General features: G+C 73.1%; 19 protein-coding genes. 15 read left to right on the top strand and 4 right to left on the bottom strand.

Going from position 1 to position 20,990, the window contains the following annotated elements; translation table 11 throughout:
- From infB to J4G33_RS16095, 8 genes are all read left to right on the top strand, one after another.
- A partial coding sequence (gene infB / locus J4G33_RS16125; protein ID WP_208057005.1) for a translation initiation factor IF-2 occupies positions 1–2,602 on the top strand: 2,602 nt, incomplete at its 5' end.
- Between the two features lie 209 nt (positions 2,603–2,811).
- Positions 2,812–3,309 carry a 30S ribosome-binding factor RbfA gene (gene rbfA, locus J4G33_RS16120; protein WP_208057004.1) on the top strand — a complete coding sequence of 166 codons (498 nt, stop codon included), beginning with the start codon at positions 2,812–2,814 and terminating at the stop codon, positions 3,307–3,309.
- Positions 3,302–4,240 (top strand): tRNA pseudouridine(55) synthase TruB, encoded by a 939-nt coding sequence (gene truB, locus J4G33_RS16115; RefSeq protein ID WP_307793967.1) that lies wholly within the window; start codon positions 3,302–3,304, stop codon positions 4,238–4,240. The genes rbfA and truB overlap by 8 nt, the downstream gene beginning before the upstream one ends.
- Positions 4,241–4,276: 36 nt before the next feature.
- Entirely contained in the window at positions 4,277–4,405 is a 129-nt protein-coding gene (locus tag J4G33_RS17580; RefSeq protein WP_256436169.1) for a hypothetical protein, read from the top strand.
- A gap of 110 nt (positions 4,406–4,515) precedes the next feature.
- The gene (locus J4G33_RS16110; RefSeq protein WP_208057003.1) at positions 4,516–5,508 is read left to right on the top strand and encodes a bifunctional riboflavin kinase/FAD synthetase; all 993 of its coding nucleotides are present in this window, start codon (positions 4,516–4,518) and stop codon (positions 5,506–5,508) included.
- A gap of 95 nt (positions 5,509–5,603) precedes the next feature.
- Complete coding sequence (rpsO, locus tag J4G33_RS16105; protein WP_208057002.1) at positions 5,604–5,873, top strand: 30S ribosomal protein S15; 270 nt, start codon at positions 5,604–5,606, stop codon at positions 5,871–5,873.
- A 236-nt stretch (positions 5,874–6,109) separates the two neighbouring features.
- Positions 6,110–8,332 carry a polyribonucleotide nucleotidyltransferase gene (locus tag J4G33_RS16100; RefSeq protein WP_208057001.1) on the top strand — a complete coding sequence of 741 codons (2,223 nt, stop codon included), beginning with the start codon at positions 6,110–6,112 and terminating at the stop codon, positions 8,330–8,332.
- A 1-nt stretch (position 8,333) separates the two neighbouring features.
- Positions 8,334–9,680 carry a M16 family metallopeptidase gene (locus J4G33_RS16095; RefSeq protein ID WP_208057000.1) on the top strand — a complete coding sequence of 449 codons (1,347 nt, stop codon included), beginning with the start codon at positions 8,334–8,336 and terminating at the stop codon, positions 9,678–9,680.
- A gap of 24 nt (positions 9,681–9,704) precedes the next feature.
- On the opposite strand, the gene J4G33_RS16090 is transcribed toward J4G33_RS16095, so the two are convergent.
- On the bottom strand, positions 9,705–10,604 hold the full coding sequence (locus tag J4G33_RS16090; protein WP_208056999.1) for a hypothetical protein: 900 nt from the start codon (positions 10,602–10,604) through the stop codon (positions 9,705–9,707).
- Positions 10,605–10,696: 92 nt separating this feature from the next.
- Here J4G33_RS16090 and dapB point away from each other — a divergent pair, with 92 nt between their 5' ends.
- Positions 10,697–11,452 (top strand): 4-hydroxy-tetrahydrodipicolinate reductase, encoded by a 756-nt coding sequence (gene dapB / locus J4G33_RS16085; RefSeq protein WP_208056998.1) that lies wholly within the window; start codon positions 10,697–10,699, stop codon positions 11,450–11,452.
- Between the two features lie 6 nt (positions 11,453–11,458).
- On the top strand, positions 11,459–11,914 hold the full coding sequence (locus tag J4G33_RS16080) for a hypothetical protein (RefSeq protein ID WP_307793966.1): 456 nt from the start codon (positions 11,459–11,461) through the stop codon (positions 11,912–11,914).
- 30 nt (positions 11,915–11,944) lie between these two features.
- Here J4G33_RS16080 and J4G33_RS16075 read toward each other — a convergent pair whose 3' ends face one another.
- From J4G33_RS16075 to J4G33_RS16065, 3 genes are all read right to left on the bottom strand, one after another.
- Entirely contained in the window at positions 11,945–12,484 is a 540-nt protein-coding gene (locus J4G33_RS16075) for a GNAT family N-acetyltransferase (RefSeq protein ID WP_208056997.1), read from the bottom strand.
- A 71-nt stretch (positions 12,485–12,555) separates the two neighbouring features.
- Entirely contained in the window at positions 12,556–12,864 is a 309-nt protein-coding gene (locus J4G33_RS16070; RefSeq protein WP_208056996.1) for an AzlD domain-containing protein, read from the bottom strand.
- Complete coding sequence (locus tag J4G33_RS16065) at positions 12,861–13,631, bottom strand: AzlC family ABC transporter permease (RefSeq protein ID WP_208056995.1); 771 nt, start codon at positions 13,629–13,631, stop codon at positions 12,861–12,863. The genes J4G33_RS16070 and J4G33_RS16065 overlap by 4 nt, the downstream gene beginning before the upstream one ends.
- A 116-nt stretch (positions 13,632–13,747) precedes the next feature.
- On the opposite strand from J4G33_RS16065, the gene J4G33_RS16060 reads away from it, so the two are divergent.
- The 5 genes from J4G33_RS16060 to J4G33_RS16040 all read left to right on the top strand — a co-directional run bounded on the left by J4G33_RS16060 (position 13,748) and on the right by J4G33_RS16040 (position 20,989).
- Positions 13,748–14,635, top strand: coding sequence for a thymidylate synthase (locus tag J4G33_RS16060; protein WP_208056994.1), 888 nt, complete (start codon positions 13,748–13,750; stop codon positions 14,633–14,635).
- 4 nt (positions 14,636–14,639) lie between these two features.
- Positions 14,640–15,146, top strand: coding sequence for a dihydrofolate reductase (locus tag J4G33_RS16055; protein WP_208056993.1), 507 nt, complete (start codon positions 14,640–14,642; stop codon positions 15,144–15,146).
- 43 nt (positions 15,147–15,189) lie between these two features.
- A complete protein-coding gene (dapA, locus tag J4G33_RS16050) occupies positions 15,190–16,101 on the top strand; it encodes a 4-hydroxy-tetrahydrodipicolinate synthase (RefSeq protein ID WP_208056992.1) in 912 nt (303 codons plus the stop codon).
- 254 nt (positions 16,102–16,355) lie between these two features.
- Positions 16,356–18,815 (top strand): FtsK/SpoIIIE family DNA translocase, encoded by a 2,460-nt coding sequence (locus J4G33_RS16045; protein ID WP_243759238.1) that lies wholly within the window; start codon positions 16,356–16,358, stop codon positions 18,813–18,815.
- The gene (locus J4G33_RS16040; RefSeq protein WP_208056990.1) at positions 18,794–20,989 is read left to right on the top strand and encodes a putative bifunctional diguanylate cyclase/phosphodiesterase; all 2,196 of its coding nucleotides are present in this window, start codon (positions 18,794–18,796) and stop codon (positions 20,987–20,989) included. The genes J4G33_RS16045 and J4G33_RS16040 overlap by 22 nt, the downstream gene beginning before the upstream one ends.
- The last annotated feature ends 1 nt before the right edge of the window (position 20,990 follow it).

The following is a 20,990-nucleotide window of genomic DNA, read 5'->3' as shown; positions in this document are numbered from 1 at the left end:
CGAGCAGGCGGCGACGCCAGCTCCCGCCGCGCCGCAGGAGCCCACCCCGGCGGCCCCCGCGCCGTCGACCCCGGTCCCGTCGGCACCCACGCCCTCGGCCCCGGCCCCCGCCGCCCCGGCGGCCGCGAGCGCCGAGGCGCCCGCCCCGAGCGTGGACGAGCCGTCGACGGACAAGCCTGCCCCGTCGCGTCCCTCGCCCGGTCCTCGTCCGGCGCCGAGCGCCCCGGCAGCAGGGCCTCGTCCCGGTGGTCCGCGTCCGGGGAACAACCCGTTCGCGCCCAGCCAGGGCATGCCCCGGCAGGGCGGTCGTCCTGGTGGTCCGCGTCCGGGGAACAACCCGTTCGCGCCCAGCCAGGGCATGCCTCGTCCCGGTGGCGGTCGTGACGCCGGTGCAGGCCGTGAGGCCGGTGCCGCGGAGCGCACCGGTGGTCCTCGGCCGCCGCAGTCGGCCGGTGCCTCGGGCGGTCCCCGCCCGAACCCGGGCATGATGCCGGGCAAGACCTCGGTCGGTCGCCCGGGCCAGGGCGGCCCGGGTGGCCGTGGTGCCGGCGGCGGTCGTCCCGGTGGTGGCGGCGGGTTCGCCGGTCGCCCCGGCGGTGGCGGTGGCGCCCCCGGCGGCTTCGCCGGTCGTCCCGGCGGTGGTGGCCGTGGTGCCGGCCGTGGCAGCACCGCGGGTGCCTTCGGGCGCGCCGGTGGTCGGCCCGTCCGCGGGCGGAAGTCCAAGCGCGCGAAGCGCCAGGAGTTCGAGCAGATGCAGGCCCCCTCCCTGGGTGGTGTGCAGGTCCCGCGCGGTGACGGCAAGACCGTCGTCCGGCTGCGGCACGGCTCGTCCCTCAACGACTTCGCCGACAAGATCGACGCCAACCCGGCGAGCCTGGTCACGGTGCTGTTCCACCTCGGTGAGATGGCGACCGCGACCCAGTCCCTCGACGAGGACACCTTCGGCACCCTCGCCAACGAGCTCGGCTACGTCATCGAGATGGTCTCGGCCGAGGAGGAGGACCGCGAGCTGCTCGGGGCCTTCGACATCGACCTCGACGCCGAGCTCGCCGACGAGAGCGACGACCAGCTGAGCGCCCGTCCGCCCGTGGTCACCGTGATGGGTCACGTCGACCACGGAAAGACCAAGCTGCTCGACGCGATCCGCTCCGCGGACGTCGTCGCCGGCGAGGCCGGGGGGATCACCCAGCACATCGGTGCCTACCAGATCCACACCGAGCACGAGGGCCTCGAGCGTGCCGTGACCTTCATCGACACCCCGGGCCACGAGGCGTTCACCGCCATGCGTGCCCGTGGTGCCCAGGTCACCGACATCGCGATCCTCGTGGTCGCGGCTGACGACGGCGTGATGCCGCAGACCGTCGAGGCCCTCAACCACGCGCAGTCGGCCGGCGTGCCGATCGTCGTCGCGGTCAACAAGGTGGACAAGGAGGGGGCCAACCCCGACAAGATCCGCCAGCAGCTCACCGAGTACAACCTGGTGGCCGAGGAGTACGGCGGCGACACGATGTTCGTCGAGATCTCGGCGCTCCAGCGCATGGGTATCGACCAGCTGATCGAGGCGGTGCTGCTGACCGCAGACGCTGCCCTGGACCTGCGGGCCAACGCTGACAAGGACGCCCGAGGCGTCGCGGTGGAGGCGAACCTCGACAAGGGACGTGGTGCGGTCGCGACCGTGCTGGTCCAGTCCGGGACGCTGCGGGTCGGGGACGCGATCGTCGCCGGCACGGCCCACGGCCGTGTCCGGGCCATGTTCGACGAGCACGGAGAGGCCGTGAGCGAGGCCACCCCGGCACGTCCGGTCCTGGTGCTCGGCCTGGCCTCCGTGCCCCGTGCCGGTGACACCTTCCTGGTGGCCCCGGACGAGCGGACGGCCCGGCAGATCGCCGAGAAGCGGGAGGCCGCCGAGCGCGCCGCCCTGCTGGCCAAGCGTCGCAAGCGGATCAGCCTCGAGGACTTCACCAGCGCCCTGCAGCAGGGCAAGGTCGAGACCCTCAACCTGGTCCTCAAGGGCGACGTCTCGGGTGCCGTCGAGGCCCTCGAGGACGCCCTGCTCAAGATCGACGTGGGCGAGGAGGTCGCTCTGCGGGTCATCCACCGCGGTGTGGGTGCCATCACGCAGAACGACGTCAACCTCGCGACGGTCGACAACGCGATCATCCTCGGCTTCAACGTCAAGTACGCCGAGCGCGTCGAGGACCTCGCCGACCGCGAAGGGGTCGACGTCCGGTTCTACTCGGTCATCTACCAGGCGATCGACGACGTCGAGTCGGCCCTCAAGGGCATGCTCAAGCCCGAGTACGAGGAGGTGCAGCTCGGTACGGCCGAGGTGCGCGAGATCTTCCGCTCGAGCAAGTTCGGGAACATCGCCGGGTCGCTCGTCCGCAGCGGCGTGATCCGACGCAACGCCAAGGCGCGCGTGCTGCGCAACGGCACCGTGGTCGCGGAGAACCTGTCCATCGAGTCGCTCAAGCGGTTCAAGGACGACGCGACCGAGGTCCGCGACGGGTACGAGTGCGGTATCGGGCTCGGGTCGTACAACGACCTGCGTGCCGAGGACGTCATCGAGACGTACGAGATGCAGGAGAAGCCGCGCTCCTGAGGTGAGCTCGTCGAGTGGGGTCGCGTGCCGGGGTTCCGGTGCGCGGCCCTACCCGGCGGCCTCCTTCGTCGGCCGCCCGCCAGGCCCACCACGGGCCGCGCACCGGAACCCCGTCACGCGCGCGGCGTCGCCTCCCCGGGGGAACCCGCGCGGAGCTCGGCGGGACTCCGTGGCACCAGTGGATCATTCAGCACGCTAGGAGACTTCTGATGGTTGACCACCCTCGGGCGCGCAAGGTCGCGGACCGGATCCACGAGACCGTGGCACGCATGCTCGACACCCGCATCAAGGACCCGCGTCTGGGCTTCGTGACGATCACCGACGTCCGGGTGACGGGGGACCTGCAGCACGCCTCGGTCTTCTACACGGTCCTCGGCGACACCGAGTCCCGCGAGGGCACCGCGGCCGCCCTCGAGAGCGCCAAGGGGGTGATCCGTTCTGAGGTCGGCAAGCAGGTCGGCATCCGCCTGACGCCGACGCTCGAGTTCATCGCCGACGCGATCCCCGAGACCGCTCAGCACCTCGAGGAGGCCCTGCGGCAGGCTGCGGCCCGTGACGCCGAGGTCGCCGCCCTCGCCGCGGCCGCCCAGTACGCGGGGGAGTCCGACCCGTACCGTCACGACGACGAGGACGAGGACGCGCCGGAGGCCGAGGGCGGCACGGAGCCCTCGGACGGAGGCGTGGACGGTCCTGCCCCTCGTGGCTGAGCGAGCCCCCACGGGCATCGTCGTCGTCGACAAGCCCGAGGGCTGGACCAGTCACGACGTGGTCGCGCGCGTGCGCCGACTGGCTGGCACCCGCAAGGTCGGCCACGCGGGGACCCTGGACCCGATGGCCACCGGCGTCCTCGTGCTGGGGGTCGAGTCCGCGACGCGGCTGCTGACCTTCGTCGTCGGGGCGGACAAGGACTACTCCGCGACGATCCGGCTCGGGGTGGTCACCACGACCGACGACGCCGAGGGCGAGGTCCTCGAGCAGGCCGGCGCCGAGCTCCCGCTCCCGGAGCTCGCCGACCAGGTCGCGCGCCTGACCGGTCCTGTCGACCAGGTGCCGTCGGCCGTCAGCGCCATCAAGGTCGACGGCCGGCGCGCCTACGCCCGGGTGCGGGCCGGCGAGACCGTCGAGCTGGCCGCCCGACGCGTCACGGTGCACCGGCTCCAGGTGCAGGACGTCCGCCCCGGCGTCGCCGGAGGGACACCCGTGGTCGACGTCGACGTCGAGGTGACCTGCTCCTCGGGAACGTACGTGCGGGCCATCGCCCGCGACCTGGGTGCGGCGCTGGGCACCGGTGGTCATCTGACCGCGCTGCGGCGCACGCGGGTCGGGGGGTACGGGATCGACCGGGCGCGCACGCTGGACGAGCTGGCCGACGAGCTCGCGGTCCTGCCCCTCGCCCAGGCGGCACGCGCGACGTTGCCCAGCCGCGAGCTCGACGCCGAGCTCGCGCGCGAGCTGACCTTCGGTCGCCGGATCCCGGTGGCGCAGGACGGCCCTGCCGGGACCCGTGAGCTCCCGGTGGGGGCCTTCGGGCCTGACGGGGAGCTCGTCGCCCTGCTCGCGGACGAGCAGGGACGATCCCGGCCGGTCGTCGTCTTCGCGCGCCCCGACGAGACCGGTGACGGCCCCGCCGGCCCGTGACGCGCGGACGACCGTGCACGTGGGAGGATCCGCCCCATGGGTAGAGGTGGTCGTGGCCGGTCGGGGCATCGCGCAGGCGCCCTGGCGCACCTCCTGGGCTGGTTCGTTCTCGCGGTCGGTGGCGGGTTCGCGGTCCTGATCCTGGTCTCCGTCCTCCTGGGCTGAGCCCCCTGAGGCGTCTGCCCCTCACGTCGTCCGGCAGCGCCCGGTCGTGGCAGGCTTGTCCCGCTCCGCCGTCCGCGCGGGGCGGAGCAGCCGGCAGACGAGGAGAGCGCGTGCATCGCTGGACCGACCTGCGCCAGGTCCCGGCAGACCTCGGCCCCTCGGTCGTCACGATCGGCAACTTCGACGGGGTGCACCGGGGTCACCGCAGCGTGCTCACCCGTATGGTCCGCTCGGCGCGCGCCCTCGGTGGCAGCGCAGTCGCCGTGACCTTCCACCCGCACCCCGCCCAGGTGCATCGACCCGGCGAGACTCCCGAGCTCATCACGGGCCTCGCCGACCGGCTCGACCTGCTCGCCGCCACCGGCCTGGACGCGGTGCTGCTGATCGACTACACGCTCGAGTTCGCCCAGCTGCTCCCCGAGGAGTTCGTCCGCAGCTACCTGGTCGAAGGGCTCCAGGCACGCACCGTCGTGGTCGGCCGGGACGTACGGTTCGGCCGGGACAACGCAGGGGACCTCGCCACGATGATCCGGCTCGGCGAGGACCACGGCTTCGACGTCGAGGTCATCGAGGACATCCACGGCCCGCAGGACGCGAGCCGTCGGTGGTCCTCGACCTGGGTCCGCGAGCTGCTCGCCGCCGGGGACGTGGCAGGTGCCGCGGACATCCTGGGTCGTCCGCACCGCGTCCGCGGGACCGTGGTGCACGGCGACGCGCGGGGTCGCGACCTCGGCTACCCGACGGCCAACCTGGGCCAGGACATGAGGGGGACCGTCCCGGCCGACGGGGTCTACGCCGGGTGGCTCCGGCGCCCTGGCCTGCCCGACGGGCTCCCCGACGGCTACCTCCCGGTCGCGATCTCGATCGGGACGAACCCGACCTTCGACGAGGTCCAGCGTCGCGTCGAGGCCTACGTCCTCGACCGCACCGACCTCGACCTGTACGACGAGGAGGTCGTCCTCGAGCTGGTCGCCCGCCTGCGGCCGACCGTACGCTTCGACACCGTCGAGGACCTCGTCACGCAGATGGCGAAGGACGTCGCACGTGCCCGGGACCTGCTTGCTCCTGGTCCGCTGGTGTTGGGGGCCTCGGAGGCCGACTGATAGCATGCCAGGGCCGTCAGATCGGCCGCGGAACCAGAGCGCCCGGGTGGACATGCCCCGGAGCACCGCGCAACGAGAGAACCCCAGGAGAGCCCGTGCCCCTCGACGCCGCCACGAAGCAGCGCATCATGACCGAGTACGCGACCACCGAGAACGACACGGGTTCGCCCGAGGTCCAGATCGCGATGCTGTCGCAGCGCATCAAGGACCTGACCGAGCACCTCAAGGAGCACAAGCACGACCACCACTCGCGTCGTGGCCTGCTCCTGCTGGTCGGTCAGCGCCGTCGCCTCCTCGGCTACCTGCAGAGGATCGACATCGCCCGCTACCGCAGCCTGATCGAGCGTCTCGGCCTCCGCCGCTGACTTCCCCGGACCAGCCCGGGCCCCACGGGCCCGGGCTGGTCCGGTGTCAGGCCAGTGCCCGGCACCACCAGCACGACTGATCGACACGCAGTACCACCGCATCAACCAGTACCGCCCAGAACCGGCGTCCGGTCCTCGGTAGTGGCTCGCGGAGGGCCGTTCTCGGCCGGCTCCGCGGACCTCGATCGATGACCGTCGCGCGAAGCACGGGCACATCGACACGAGGAGGGGATCCCATGGAGGGACCCGAGATCCAGTTCACCGAGGCCGTCATCGACAACGGCCGCTTCGGCACCCGTACCGTCCGTTTCGAGACGGGCCGTCTGGCCCGCCAGGCCGCCGGCTCCGCCGCCGCGTACCTCGACGGCGAGACGATGCTGCTGTCCGCCACGACCGCGGGCAAGCACCCGAAGGAGCACTTCGACTTCTTCCCGCTCACGGTCGACGTCGAGGAGCGCATGTACGCCGCGGGACGTATCCCCGGCTCGTTTTTCCGTCGTGAGGGTCGCCCCTCGACCGAGGCGATCCTGGCCTGCCGTCTGATCGACCGGCCGCTGCGCCCGACCTTCGTCAAGGGGCTGCGCAACGAGGTGCAGGTCGTCATCACGGTCATGGCCCTGCACCCCGACGACGCGTACGACACCCTCGCGATCAATGCCGCGTCGCTGTCCACGCAGCTCTCGGGCCTGCCGTTCGCCGGCCCGATCGCCGGCGTGCGCATCGCCCTGGTCGACGGCCAGTGGGTGGCCTTCCCGAAGTACAGCGACAAGGAGCGCGCCGTCTTCGACATGGTCGTCGCGGGTCGGGTCGTGGGTGACGACGTCGCGATCATGATGGTCGAGGCCGAGGCCACGGAGGGTTCGTGGAACCTCGTCAAGAACGAGGGCGTCGCGGCCCCGACCGAGGAGGTCGTGGCCGAGGGCCTCGAGGCCGCCAAGCCGTTCCTCCGGGCTCTGTGCGAGGCGCAGGCCGAGCTCGCCGCCAAGGCCGCGAAGCCCACGCAGGACTTCCCCCGTTTCCTGGACTACCAGGACGACGCCTACGCCGCGGTCGAGGCCGAGGTCTCGGCCCCCCTGGCCGAGGCGCTCACCATCGCCGACAAGCAGCAGCGCGAGAGCCGTCTCGACGAGATCAAGGACGCCGCGATCGGCGCCCTGCAGGACGGCTTCGACGGTCGGGAGAAGGAGCTGTCGGCCGCGATCCGTGCGGTCACCAAGAAGCTCATCCGCCAGCGCGTCCTGACCGACGGAGTCCGCATCGACGGACGCGGTCTCGCCGACATCCGCACGCTCTCGGCCGAGGTCGAGGTGCTGCCCCGCGTCCACGGCTCGGCGCTGTTCGAGCGTGGCGAGACGCAGATCCTCGGCGTCACGACCCTCAACATGCTCCGCATGGAGCAGCAGCTCGACACGCTCGCCCCCGAGACGCGCAAGCGCTACATGCACAACTACAACTTCCCGCCCTACTCGACGGGGGAGACCGGCCGCGTGGGCTCGCCCAAGCGGCGCGAGATCGGGCACGGAGCCCTGGCCGAGCGTGCGCTCATGCCGGTGCTGCCCTCCCGCGAGGAGTTCCCCTACGCGATCCGTCAGGTCTCCGAGGCCCTCAGCTCCAACGGGTCCACCTCGATGGGCTCGGTCTGCGCCTCGACCCTGTCGATGCTCAACGCCGGTGTCCCCCTGCGCGCGCCGGTCGCGGGCATCGCGATGGGGCTCATCTCCGACGAGGTCGACGGCCAGCCGCGCTACGCGGCCCTGACCGACATCCTCGGAGCCGAGGACGCCTTCGGGGACATGGACTTCAAGGTCGCCGGCACCCGCGAGTTCGTCACCGCGATCCAGCTCGACACCAAGCTCGACGGGATCCCGTCCTCGGTGCTCCAGGGCGCGCTCACCCAGGCCCGTGACGCGCGGATGCACATCCTCGACGTCATGAACGAGGCGATCGACGTCCCGGACGAGATGTCGCCCAACGCTCCTCGCGTGATCAGCGTCAAGGTCCCGGTCGACAAGATCGGCGAGGTCATCGGCCCGAAGGGCAAGATGATCAACCAGATCCAGGAGGAGACGGGCGCCGACATCTCGATCGAGGACGACGGCACCGTCTACATCGGCGCGACCGACGGACCGTCGGCCGAGGCCGCGCGGGCGCAGATCAACGCGATCGCCAACCCGCACATGCCCGAGGTGGGCGAGCGCTTCGTCGGCACCGTGGTGAAGACCACGACCTTCGGCGCCTTCGTGTCGCTCTCCCCGGGCAAGGACGGTCTGCTGCACATCTCGCAGATCCGCAAGCTCGTGGGCGGCAAGCGGGTCGAGAACGTCGAGGACGTCCTCGGGGTGGGTCAGAAGGTCCAGGTCGAGATCGGCGAGATCGACCCGCGCGGCAAGCTCTCGCTGCACGCTGTCATCGAGGGCGACGACGCGTCGTCCGAGCAGTCCGAGGACAGCCAGGCCTGAGGTGCCCCTGGACCTCCCGCTGAGCGCCCCGGGTCTCCCGGGGAGCGAGCAGACCGCCGAGCAGGACGGCGGCGCCCTCGTGCGCCGTTCCGTCCTGCCCGGCGGTGTCCGGGTGCTCACCGAGCACATGCCCGGCCTGCGCTCCGCCACCGTCGGGGCCTGGGTCGGCGTGGGCTCGCGCGACGAGCGCGACGGCCACCACGGGTCGACGCACTTCCTCGAGCACCTGCTGTTCAAGGGCACGCCGAGCCGTTCCGCGATGGACATCGCGGAGGCCTTCGACGCCGTCGGCGGCGAGGCCAACGCCGCGACGGGCAAGGAGCACACCTGCTACTACGCCCGGGTGCTCGACGCGGACCTGCCGATGGCCGTGGACGTCATCGCGGACATGGTCACCTCGGCGACCCTCGACGAGGACGAGCTCGAGCTCGAGCGCGGCGTGATCCTCGAAGAGCTGGCCATGAACGACGACGACCCTGCCGACGTCGTCCACGAGCAGTTCGCCGCCGCGGTGCTCGCCGAGCACCCGCTGGGTCGCCCCATCGGCGGGACCCCCGCCTCGATCCGTGCGGTGCCCCGCGACGCGGTCTGGGAGCACTACCGCGAGCACTACGGCCCGGCCACCCTCGTGGTGACCGCGGCCGGCGGGGTCGACCACGAGACGCTCTGCGCCCAGGTGGTCGGGGCCCTCGAGCAGGGCGGGTGGGACCTCTCGGGGGGGCACGCCCCCCGGGCGCGTCGCGGTGCCGGGGCGCAGGACTCCCTGACGCTGCCGGACGGGTCCGCCCCTCGGGCGACCGAGACAACCATCCGCCGCAGCACCGAGCAGGCCAACGTCATCCTCGGTGGGCTCGGCCTGACCGCCACCGACGACCGCCGGTTCACCCTCTCGGTCCTCAGCGCGGCGCTGGGCGGGGGCATGTCCTCCCGGCTCTTCCAGGAGATCAGGGAGAAGCGTGGGCTCGCCTACTCCGTCTACTGCTTCGCCTCGGGTCACGCGGACACCGGTGTCTTCGGGCTCTACGCGGGGTGCACCCCGGCGAAGGTCGACGAGGTCGTCGAGCTGCTCGCCCTCGAGTGGGAGCGGCTGGCCCAGGACGGACTGACCCAGGCCGAGCTCGACCGGAGCATCGGCCAGCTGTCGGGGGGACTCGTCCTCGGCCTCGAGGACTCGGGGTCGCGGATGAGTCGGCTCGGCAAGGCCGAGCTGGTGCACGGGCAGCTCCTCACGCAGGACGAGTCCCTCGAGCGGATCCGTGCGGTGACGGCCGCTGAGGTCCAGGACCTCGCGGGCCTGCTCGCAGCCCAGCCCCGGTCCGTGGTCAAGGTCGGGCCGTTCGGCGACTGATCCCGGTCGGGCATTCCGGGGCGGCTACTCGGCGACGAGCCGGTCCAGGCCCCGGGCGAGGGGACGCCATCCCCACGCGCAGGCCAGTGCTCCGCAGGCGGCGAGCCCCGCGAGGAGGTAGGAGTCGGGGCCGCCCCATGACCACTGCGCGACGAGCGGGCGCAGGGTCGCGAGGGAGATGAGGCCCAGCACCGGCGCCGACCACGGGACGTCCCCCGAGGCGATCGCTGCCACGAGCACGACGACCAGGAGCGTCGCCGCACCGGCGACGAGCTCCTCGCTCGTCCACCGGGAGATCTCTCCGACGGCGTGCACGTGCGCCACGGCGTAGACGGTCAGGAGGGTCAGGCCCAGACTGCCGGCCACCAGGCCGGCCACCCGGGCGCTGGTCGTCGAGGCCCGAGGAGGAGCGGTCAGCGGGGTCCAGCGTGAGAGCAGCACCGCGAGGGCGACGGACACCAGCAGGACGAGCGGTGCGGTCGTGGCCGGGTGCACGAGGGTGAGGACGAGGTCGTCTCCCTCCCAGACGTAGGGCACCTGCGGCCCGGGCCAGGGCACGGCGAAGGACCCGCTCGCGAGCTCCTCTGCCGTGAGGTACGCCCCGACCCACCCGCCGAGGAGGGCTCCGGTCACCAGCACGGTCGGTCGTCCGCGACCGCCACGAGCCCGGGAGTGGGCCGCCGCCACCCAGGCGAGCAACGCGAGGCCCGTGGCGCCCACCGACCACTCGGTCGACCACCAGAACAGCTCGACCAGGTCGAGGGGAAGCACCTCGTCGACGTCGAGCCCGAGGCTGCTCAGCTCGGCCTCGACCTCCGCTCTGCTGCGGAGGAGCTCCGCGGCATGGATCGCCGCCGCAGCGAGGGTCGTGGTCGCGAGGAGCCCCAGGGTCCCGAGGACCAGCACCAGGGCGCGACGAGTCATGACCTGTTCCTCGGCAGCGGACGGACCGGACATGAGCCCTGGGCAGGCCCAGGGCTCACCGGCATCCGGACCACGCACTAGTGTGGCTCACCGTGAGCCAGCCGATCAGCGTCGCCGTCCTCGGCGCCTCAGGGCGCATGGGCGCCACGACCGTCCAGGCCCTCGAGGCCGCCCCCGACCTCGAGGTGGTCGCCCGCCTCGACGCGCGGGACGACGTCGCCGAGGTCGCGACCGCCGGAGCGCAGGTCGCGGTCGACTTCACCGTCCCCGGGGCGACCGAGGCGAACGTGCACGCCCTGATCGATGCGGGGGTGCACGTCGTCGTCGGGACCACAGGGTGGGACGAGGGCTCCCTCGGACGCGTCCGCGAGCACCTCGCCGAGGCGCCCGGGCGGGGGGTCCTCGTCGCGCCGAACTTCGCCCTGGGGGCGGTCCTGGCGATGCGCTTCGCCGCTCAGGCGGCACGGTGGTTCGAGTCTGTCGAGGTCGTCGAGCTGCACCACCCCGACAAGGCCGACGCGCCGAGCGGCACCGCCCGGCACACCGCAGCCGGCATCGCCGCAGCCCGTCGGGACGCGGGCCTCGGCCCCGTGCCGGACGCCACCAGCCAGCAGCTCGACGGGGCGCGGGGGGCCGAGGTCGACGGCATCCGGGTGCACGCTGTGCGGTTGCGGGGACTGGTCGCGCACGAGGAGATCCTGCTCGGCAACGCCGGGGAGCAGCTCACCATCCGGCACGACTCCTTCGACCGCACCTCGTTCATGCCCGGCGTGCTGCACGCGGTGCGTGAGGTAGGTCGACGACCTGGCCTGACGGTCGGCCTCGAGCACTACCTCGACCTGGGCTGAGGGACCGTGCGACGTCCTCTCCTCGGCGCGCTGGTGATGGTCGCGCTCTTCCTCGTGTACCTGGTGGCCGTGGTGGGTCGCGGGGTCGTCCTCGTCGGCACGGGTGAGCCCGTCGCGGTCGGGCTGGGCCTGGCCATCCTCGTCCTGCCGCTCCTCGGCCTCTGGCTGCTGGCCCGTGAGCTGTGGCTCGCGACGACGGTGCAGCAGATGGCGGACACCCTCGCGGCATCGGGCTCGTTGCCGGTCGACGACCTGCCGCGCAGCCCCGGGGGACGGATCGACCGGAGCGCCGCCGACGCTGCGTTCACCCTCGCCCGGCACGAGGTCGAGGCCTCCCCCGAGGACTGGGCTGCCTGGTTCCGGCTGGGCTTCGCCTACGACGCCGCGGGGGACCGGCGCCGGGCGCGGTCCTCGCTGCGCACGGCCGCCCGGCTGTGGCGCTCCGGGACCGCCCGAGGCTGAGGCGACGAGGTCGCCCGCCCACGGAAACGCTCAGATCTCGGCGACCCAACGGTGCTCCTGCACGGTGCGGGTGAGTCCGTCGGGGCCTGCGCTGATGCCGAGGGATCGCTGGGCGCCGTCGGCCCCGAGACCGGCCGAGCCGAGGAACTGCTCCCGTGCCTCGTCCTCGTCCAGCACCCAGGTCTGCAGGTGCACGGCCCCGTGCTCGCGCGCGAGGTCGACGCAGGCGGTGAGCAGCCGCGAGCCGTGGCCGCCGCGCTGGCGACCGGGAAGGACCTCGAGGGCGAGCACCTCGACCCCGTCCTCGGCGGGGGCTGAGGAGGCGAAGCCGACCACCTCGGCGCCGTCGCAGGCCACGAGCACGTGGTGGGCGGTCGAGGGGGGCTGGGTGATGGCGCGGGTCCACTGGGCGCGGACTGCCGCGACGTCGAGCTGGTCGAGGACCTCCGGGCCCAGGACCGCGGCGTGGTGGGCCCGCCAGGCCTCGAGCTGGACGCGGGCGATCGCGGTGTCGTCCTCGGCGACAGCAGGTCGCACCGAGACGTCAGCCTGCTCGCGGAAGAGTGCCATCCGCGCAGGCTATCAACGCGTCGACCGGGTGCTCGGCGCCGTCCGGGCCGCCGCCAGTCCTCCCGCGGGCCTCAGCCCAGGGCGCGCAGCCCTGCCGCGACCAAGGCGGCCAGCACCACCACGACGACGAACGGTGCGCGCAGGGCGAGGGCCACCGCGGCGACACCCACCGCCACCAGGCGTGCGTCGACCACGACGGCTCCGCCGCTGGTGAAGGTCTGGACCCCGACCAGCGCGGCGAGCAGGGCGACCGTGACGAGTCCGGCGATCCTGGCGACGCGCGGCTGGGCGAGCCAGTGCTCGGGGACCAGGTGGCCGAGCAGCTTGATCGCGAAGCAGAGCACGGCCGCCCCGAGGACAGCGAGCCAGGTGCTCGTCACGGGGCGTCCCCCTGCGTGACCGACCCGGGCGCCGGTCGACCGAGCCGCGGCGTGGGGTCCCTCCACCCGACCAGGACGGCGACGACCGCTGCAGCCAGCACCGGTACCCCAGCCGGGGCGACCGGCGTGAGTGCGAGGGCGACGACGACGGCGCAGGCGGCGACGAGCTGTGCGGTGCGCCCGCCCAGCCGCGGCCAGAGCAGACCCAGGAAGGCGGCGGCAGCCGCTGCGTCCAGGCCCCAGCGGGCAGGGTCGCCGAGGGCGTCACCCACCAGGGCGCCCACGACGGTGAAGAGGTTCCAGAGGCTGAAGACCCCGAGACCGGTCCACCAGAAGCCCGCGCGGGCCATCACCGGGTCCTCCTGCGCGACCGCGACGGCGGTCGACTCGTCGATCGTCAGGTGCGCGGCTGCCCAGCGCCGTGGCCCGCGGTGCCGGAGGAGCGCGGCCATCGCCGCCCCGTAGAGCGCGTTGCGCGACCCGAGAAGCCCGGCCGTGGCGACGGCCGCGACGGGGCTGCCCCCCGCACCCACGACGCCGATGAACGCGAACTGCGACCCACCGGTGAACATGAGGAGGCTGAGGGCCATGGTCTGCGCCAGGTCGAGGCCCGCCGCCACGGCGAGGGCACCGAACGAGACCCCGTAGACACCCGTCGCCACCGACACCGACGCGGCCTGCCGGATGACCCGCGTCCGCGCCGCGGCCCGGCCCGTGTCCTCCGGTGTGCCGTCCGGTCCCGCTGCAGGAAGGGGATGAGCGGGCATGGCGCCAGTATGTCGTCGCCCGCCGCGGAGTCCAGTCGCGGTTCCCCCGGCGGGACGGCCGGGCCTGGCGGCAGGGTCCGCCACCGCCGTCGCACCGGGAGACCTACGATGACCCCATGGCGACGCGATCGGCCCCTGACGGCTCCTCCGGATCGGCAGACCTGGCCTTGAGGGCCGCGGCCCCCTCCTCGACGGTGCCTGCCACCGCCGTGCCCACCCAGTACGAGGACCTGCTGCGCCGGGTTCTCGACGAGGGTGTCCCCAAGGGGGACCGGACCGGCACCGGGACGCGCAGCCTCTTCGGTCACCAGATGCGTTTCGACCTGCAGCAGGGCTTCCCGCTCGTGACGACCAAGCGGGTGCACCTGCGCTCCGTGGTGCTCGAGCTGCTCTGGTTCCTGCGGGGGGACTCCAACGTCGGCTGGCTCCAGGAGCGAGGCGTCAAGATCTGGGACGAGTGGGCTGCGCCCGACGGCGAGCTCGGCCCGGTCTACGGGGTCCAGTGGCGGTCCTGGCCTACGCCGGACGGCGGCCACGTCGACCAGATCACCGACCTGGTCGAGGGTATTCGACGGGACCCCGACTCCCGGCGCCACATCGTCTCGGCCTGGAACGTCGCCGAGATCCCGGCGATGGCCCTGGCTCCCTGCCACGCGCTCTTCCAGTTCCACGTGGCCCAGGGCAGGGTGTCCTGCCAGCTGTACCAGCGCAGCGCGGACCTCTTCCTCGGGGTGCCCTTCAACATCGCGAGCTACGCCCTGCTGACCCACATGGTCGCCCAGCAGACCGGGCTCGAGGTCGGTGACTTCGTCTGGACCGGCGGGGACTGCCACATCTACGACAACCACCTCGACCAGGTCCACGAGCAGCTGAGCCGCGAGCCGTACCCCCTGCCCAGCCTGCAGCTGCGGCCTGCGCCCTCGATCCTCGACTACACCCTCGAGGACATCGAGGTGGCCGGCTACCGGCACCATCCGGCCATCCCTGCGCCGATCGCCGTCTGAGCCCGTGACCGTCTCACTCATCTGGGCCGAGTCGACCGACGGGTGGATCGGCGTCGACGGCGGGCTGCCCTGGCACCTGCCCGAGGACATGGCGAGGTTCCGCGGTCTGACCCGGGGACGGCCGGTGGTCATGGGGCGGCGGACCTGGGACTCGCTGCCCGAGCGGTTCCGCCCCCTGCCCGGACGGCGCAACCTGGTGCTCTCCCGGCAGGCGGAGCTGGTCCTCGAGGGGGCCGAGGTCGTCGCCGAGGTCGCCGAGGTGCTGCGCCGGACCGAGGGCGAGGACCTGTGGGTCCTCGGAGGTGCTGAGATCTACTCGGCCTTCCTCCCGTCGGCGGACCGGCTCGAGGTCACGCAGGTCGACATCGCCGTCGGCGGGGACACGCCAGCGCCCGCCCGCGGTCCCGGGTGGGTCGAGGCGAACCGCGAGCCCCTCGAGGGCTGGGCGGTCTCGAGCACGGGGCTCCGGTACCGGTTCGTGACGCTCGTGCGCGAAGCGCCCGGCCCGTGACCACCAGGCGCGCGCCGCAGGCGTCGGGGGTTAGTTTGTCGCCATGAGTCACACGCCGTCCCGCCCCTTCGGGGCGCTCCTCACCGCGATGGTCACCCCGATGCGGGCCGACGGCACGGTGGACATCGAGGCCGGCGCGCGGCTGGCGACCCACCTGGTCGACCACGGCCACGACGGCCTGGTGCTCAACGGCACGACGGGGGAGGCCCCCACCACCCACGCCCCCGAGAAGGCCGAGCTCATCCGCGCGGTCGTCGAGGCCGTGGGGGACCGGGCCGTCGTCGTGGCCGGCGCTGGCTCGAACGACACCGCGCACGCCGTCCGGATGGCCGAGCAGGCCGCCGAGGTCGGCGCCCACGGTCTCCTCGTGGTGACGCCCTACTACTCCCGGCCCTCGCAGGAGGGCGTCTACTGCCACACGGTCGCGGTGGCCGACGCGACCGACCTGCCCGTCATGCTCTACGACGTGCCCGGGCGGACCGTGGTCCGCTACGAGCCGGCGACCCTCGACAGGCTGGCTGCCCACCCGCGCATCGTGGCTGTCAAGGACGCGACCGGGGACGTCCAGAGCGCCCTGCGCTCGATCGACCGGACCGGCCTCGCCTGGTACGCGGGGGACGACGGCATGCTGCTGCCGTTCCTCTCGGTCGGCGCAGTGGGCATCGTGAGCATGGCTGGGCACCTGCTCGGGGACGAGGTCGCCTCGGTCCTGCGCGCCTGGGACCGTGGTGAGGTCAGCCTGGCGCGGCAGGAGTTCGCCACCCTGCTGCCGACGATCGACCTCATCTGCGGCAGCGGGAACGGGGCTTTGCGTTCCAAGCTCGCCCTCGCCCTCCTCGGCCTGATCCCCGGAGCGACCATGCGGCTGCCCCAGGTCCCCGCGGACGAGGACGAGGTCGCCGCGGTCCGTGCGGCCCTCGTGACCGCCGGGCACCTCGTCTCCGCGAAGGTCTGACGAGCGGGCCGACGACACGGCCCGGCCGAGGAGCAGCCTCCCGGGGGGCTGAGCCCTGCCCCGGTACCGTGGGGAGCATGGCCACCCGTACGTCCGCACCCCGTGGTGCCTCCGGTCGCGCCTCCTCGGCGCGGTCAGGGGGTTCAGCGCGCCCGAGCCCGCGCGGCTCCGCGACCGGGGGGCGCTCCGGCGGGCGCCCGGCCCCGGCGCCTGCGCAGCGGTCGCTCCCGGTCCGCATGGTGCGGGGCGCCTGGATGGGTGGCGCCCACGTCGTCGGCGGGACGGCACGTCGGCTCGGGCGGGGCGCACGTGACCTCGACCCGGCGCACCGGCGCGACGGTCTGGCCTTCTTCCTGCTGGGCCTGGCCGTCGTGGTGGCCGCCCGGGAGTGGTGGGGGCTGTCGGGCAGCGCGGGGGACGCGGTGCACGCCGTGGTCGCCGGGACCTTCGGCGTGGTCGGCGTCGTCGTGCCGATCCTCCTGCTCCTGGCTGCGGTGCGTCTCATGCGTCACCCCGAGCGGGTCGAGGCCAACGGGCGGATGGGCATCGGCCTGTCGGCCGTGCTGCTGTCGGTCTGCGGGATCGTGCACCTGGCGGGGGACCTCCCCTCGCCCTCGGACGGCTTCGCCGCGGTCCGGGCCGCTGGTGGTGTGCTCGGCTATCTCCTCGCCACGCCGCTCGAGCACCTGCTCACCGCCTGGGTCGCGCTCCCGCTGATGGTCCTGCTCGGCTTCTTCGGCGTCCTGGTCGTGACCGCGACCCCGGTGCACCAGATCGGACCACGCCTGCGCGCCCTCTACGAGCGGCTCACCGGCGGACGCCAGGAGGACGAGGAGCAGGCCGAGGAGGACGACCTCTCACGCATGCCGACCCTCGCCGAGCAGCAGTCGGCCAAGGCCGGGCGGGAGCGCCGGGTGCCCCGGTTGTCGCGCCGCCGGACCCCGGAGGTCGAGGAGACCGTCGAGATCGGGCAGCTCGCCGGTGACGAGGCCTTCGAGACCGCGGCCCTGACCGCACCGGCCGACCCTGCCGCCGAGGAGGAGACGACGGTCCTCGAGGCGGAGGTGCCCCACGAGGACCCCGCCGAGCCGGTGACGGCGGTCGTGACCTCGCCCGATCTCCTCCCGCCACCGACCAGCGCGATGCCCCGCGGCGAGCAGCCGATGCTCGACGGCGACGTCGTCTACACCCTGCCCCCCGAGGCGGCCCTGGCCAAGGGCATGCCGCACAAGGTGCGCTCGGCGGCCAACGACCGGGTCGTCGAGGCACTGACGACCGTGCTCGAGCAGTTCGGCGTCGACGCGACGGTGACCGGGTTCAGCCGTGGGCCGACCGTCACGCGCTACGAGCTCGAGCTCGGCCCCGGGGTCAAGGTCGAGCGGGTGACGGCCCTGAGCCGGAACATCTCCTACGCGGTGGCGAGCGCCGACGTCCGCATCCTCTCGCCGATCCCCGGCAAGTCGGCGATCGGCATCGAGATCCCCAACGCCGACCGCGAGACCGTCTCCCTCGGGGACGTCCTGCGCTCCTCGGCCGCACGGCGCACCGAGCACCCCATGGTCATGGGTGTGGGCAAGGACGTCGAGGGCGGCTACGTCGTGGCGAACCTCGCCAAGATGCCCCACCTGCTGGTCGCGGGCGCCACGGGCGCGGGCAAGTCGAGCTTCGTCAACTCGATGATCACGTCGATCCTCATGCGATCGACCCCCGACGAGGTGCGGATGATCCTGGTCGACCCCAAGCGGGTCGAGCTCACCCTGTACGAGGGGATCCCGCACCTGATCACCCCCATCATCACCAACCCCAAGAAGGCCGCCGAGGCCCTCGAGTGGGTGGTGCGGGAGATGGAGTCGCGGTACGACGACCTCGCCATGTTCGGGTACAAGCACATCGACGACTTCAACGTCGGCGTGCGCTCGGGCAAGGTCAAGCCCTTGCCCGGCAGCGAGCGCAAGATCGCCCCGTACCCGTACCTGCTGGTGATCGTCGACGAGCTCGCCGACCTCATGATGGTCGCCCCGCGTGACGTCGAGGCCTCGATCCAGCGCATCACCCAGCTCGCTCGGGCCGCCGGCATCCACCTGGTCCTCGCGACGCAGCGCCCGAGCGTCGACGTCGTGACCGGTCTGATCAAGGCCAACGTGCCCTCGCGTCTGGCCTTCGCCACCTCCTCGCTGACCGACTCCCGCGTGGTCCTGGACCAGCCGGGGGCCGAGAAGCTCATCGGGCAGGGCGACGCCCTCTTCCTGCCGATGGGTGCCGCCAAGCCGATCCGTGTGCAGGGCGCCTGGGTCACCGAGAGCGAGATCCACGCCGTCGTCGACCACGTCAAGACCCAGCTCAAGCCCACCTACCGCGAGGACGTCACCGCGACGGCCCCCAAGAAGCAGGTGGACGAGGACATCGGCGACGACCTCGACCTGCTGCTGCAGGCGGCCGAGCTCGTCGTCACCACCCAGTTCGGCTCGACGTCGATGCTGCAGCGCAAGCTGCGGGTCGGGTTCGCCAAGGCCGGCCGTCTGATGGACCTGCTCGAGTCCCGGGAGATCGTCGGGCCCTCGGAGGGCTCGAAGGCCCGCGACGTGATGGTGCAGCCCGACGACCTGCCGGGAACCCTGGCGATGCTGCGGGGTGAGCCAGGGGCCGAGACGGACGTGGGGCCCGAGCTCGAGGACGAGCCCGACGGGCAGCGATGGGCGCCCTCAGCCCCCTGAGCCCCCTCGTCGCCGCGCTGGCGGCCCTGGGGGTGGGTCTGGCGGTTCTCGCCCTGCTCCTCGTGCGCAGCCGGCGCGAGCTCGCCGTGAGCAGGCGGACGGCCACGACGGCGGCCGCAGCCGTCTCCCGGCGGCTGGCGGGGGTCATGGCCTCGGGGCGGGACGGGATCGTGCTGCACGGGGCCGGCGGGAGGATTCTCGAGGTCAACGAGGCCGCTGCCACGCTCCTCGGGTCGACCGTGCAGGCCCTCGTCGGGAGCCCGGTGACGGAGCTGCCCGTCCGGTGGCGGAGCGAGACCGGTCAGGAGGTCGCCCCAGCGGCGGTCTTCGCGCGTCGCGCCGAGGCATGGGGGGAGGACGTCGTGCTCGTCGTCGAGCCGCTCGACGGCGGGACGCACCGTTGGGTCCAGGTCTGGACCCGGGGATCGCCGACCGTCGACGGCGGCCAGGAGCTCACCACCTGGCTCGCCGACGTCAGCGGGCGCCGCGATGCCCTCGCGGCCCAGGCGCGGTCCGAGCAGCAGTTCCAGGCCGCGATGGAGTACGCGCCGATCGGCATGGTCCTCATCGATCCGCAGTGGCGCCTGACCAGGGTGAACGCAGCCTTCGCGAGCCTGCTGGGGGCGCGTCCCGAGGCCCTCGTCGGTCGGGACCTGTCGGCCCTCTCCCACCCGGACGACCGCGCCGCCGAGCGCGCCGGGGTGCACGGCCTCCTGGCTGGGCAGCAGTCGCGGCTCAGCCTGGAGAAGCGCTACCTGCGTGCCGACGGGCAGACCGTCTGGGTGGTCCTGGACGTGGTCCTGGTCCGCCTCGCGGACGGCGAGCCCGACCACTTCGTCGCGCAGGTCCGCGACACCACGGAGTCGCGACTGCAGGCCGAGATGCTCGCGCACCGCGCGATGCACGACCCCTTGACCGGGCTCGCGAACCGGTCGCTGATGCACGAGGTGCTGCACGAGGCGATCGAGCGGCCAGGGGCCGACGGCGGGCTCGCCGTCCTGGTCATCGACCTGGACGAGTTCAAGCAGATCAACGACAGGTACGGCCATCCTGCGGGGGACGACGTGCTGGTCCACGTCGCTGGGGTGCTGCGGGCGGCGACGGGCGGCCGCGGCACGGTGGCGCGGCTCGGAGGCGACGAGTTCGTGGTGGTCGTCGAGGACCCGGACGCGGCGCGCACGGTCTTCGAGGTCGCGGCCGGGATCCACCGCGGCCTGCGCAACCCGGTGCGCGCGCAGCGCCGACGGCTGCCGGTCCGGGCCAGCGTGGGCGCCGCGGTCGCCGACCCGGGTCTGCTGGCCGGCGGGGTCATGGGGCTGCTCGCCGCGGCGGACGCGGCGCTGTACCGCGCCAAGGCCGGTGGGCGCGGCCGCACCGAGGTGTACGACCCGTCGATGTCGATGGCCGGGGCGGTCCGGCACGGCGCTGCCGCCGAGCTCGGTCAGGCCATCGACGCCGGTCAGCTGGTGCTGCACTTCCAGCCCGTCGTGGACCTCGAGGCCGGGTACGTCGTCGGGCACGAGGCCCTCGTCCGGTGGCAGCACCCGGAACGAGGGCTGCTCCTGCCGGGCACCTTCCTCGCGACCGCGGAGGAGGCAGGCCTGTCGGTCGCCCTCGGGCTGGACGTCGCGCGGCAGGCGGTGGCGCACCTGGCCGCCACGGCCGACCGGGGGTACTGGGTCTCGATCAACGCCTCCGCGGAGCAGCTGGCCGACGGCGAGCTCACCGGGGTGGTCCTCGCCGAGCTCGCCCGCCTCGGGGTCGCGCCCGGGCGCCTCGTCGTCGAGCTGACCGAGGCCAGCCTGGTCGACGCCGGGACCCGGATCCGGCACGAGCTGTCCGTGCTCGGGCAGGGCGGCGTGCCGGTGCTCCTGGACGACTTCGGGACCGGGGTCGCGCCGTTGTCCTACCTGCGTGACCTGCCCGTCACGGGGGTCAAGCTGGACATGTCCTTCACGGCAGGGATCCCCGACGACCCTGCGGCGGCCCGCGTCTCGCGGGCGCTGGGAGCCCTCGCCCGGGAGATGGAGATGGTGACCGTCGCGGAGGGGATCGAGACCCCTGAGCAGGCCGAGTTCCTCCGGGGCTGCGGTTGGCGCTACGGGCAGGGCTGGCTCTTCGGCGCGGGCCGCTCGGAGCCTGTCGTCGGCATGAGCGACGGCCGAGCACCGTAGG

The organism is Actinotalea soli (genome assembly GCF_017565425.1).
In the GTDB taxonomy this organism is placed as follows: domain Bacteria; phylum Actinomycetota; class Actinomycetes; order Actinomycetales; family Cellulomonadaceae; genus Actinotalea; species Actinotalea soli.
Note: the sequence above shows the minus strand (reverse complement) of the source record. Positions and strands in the feature narration are given on the sequence as shown.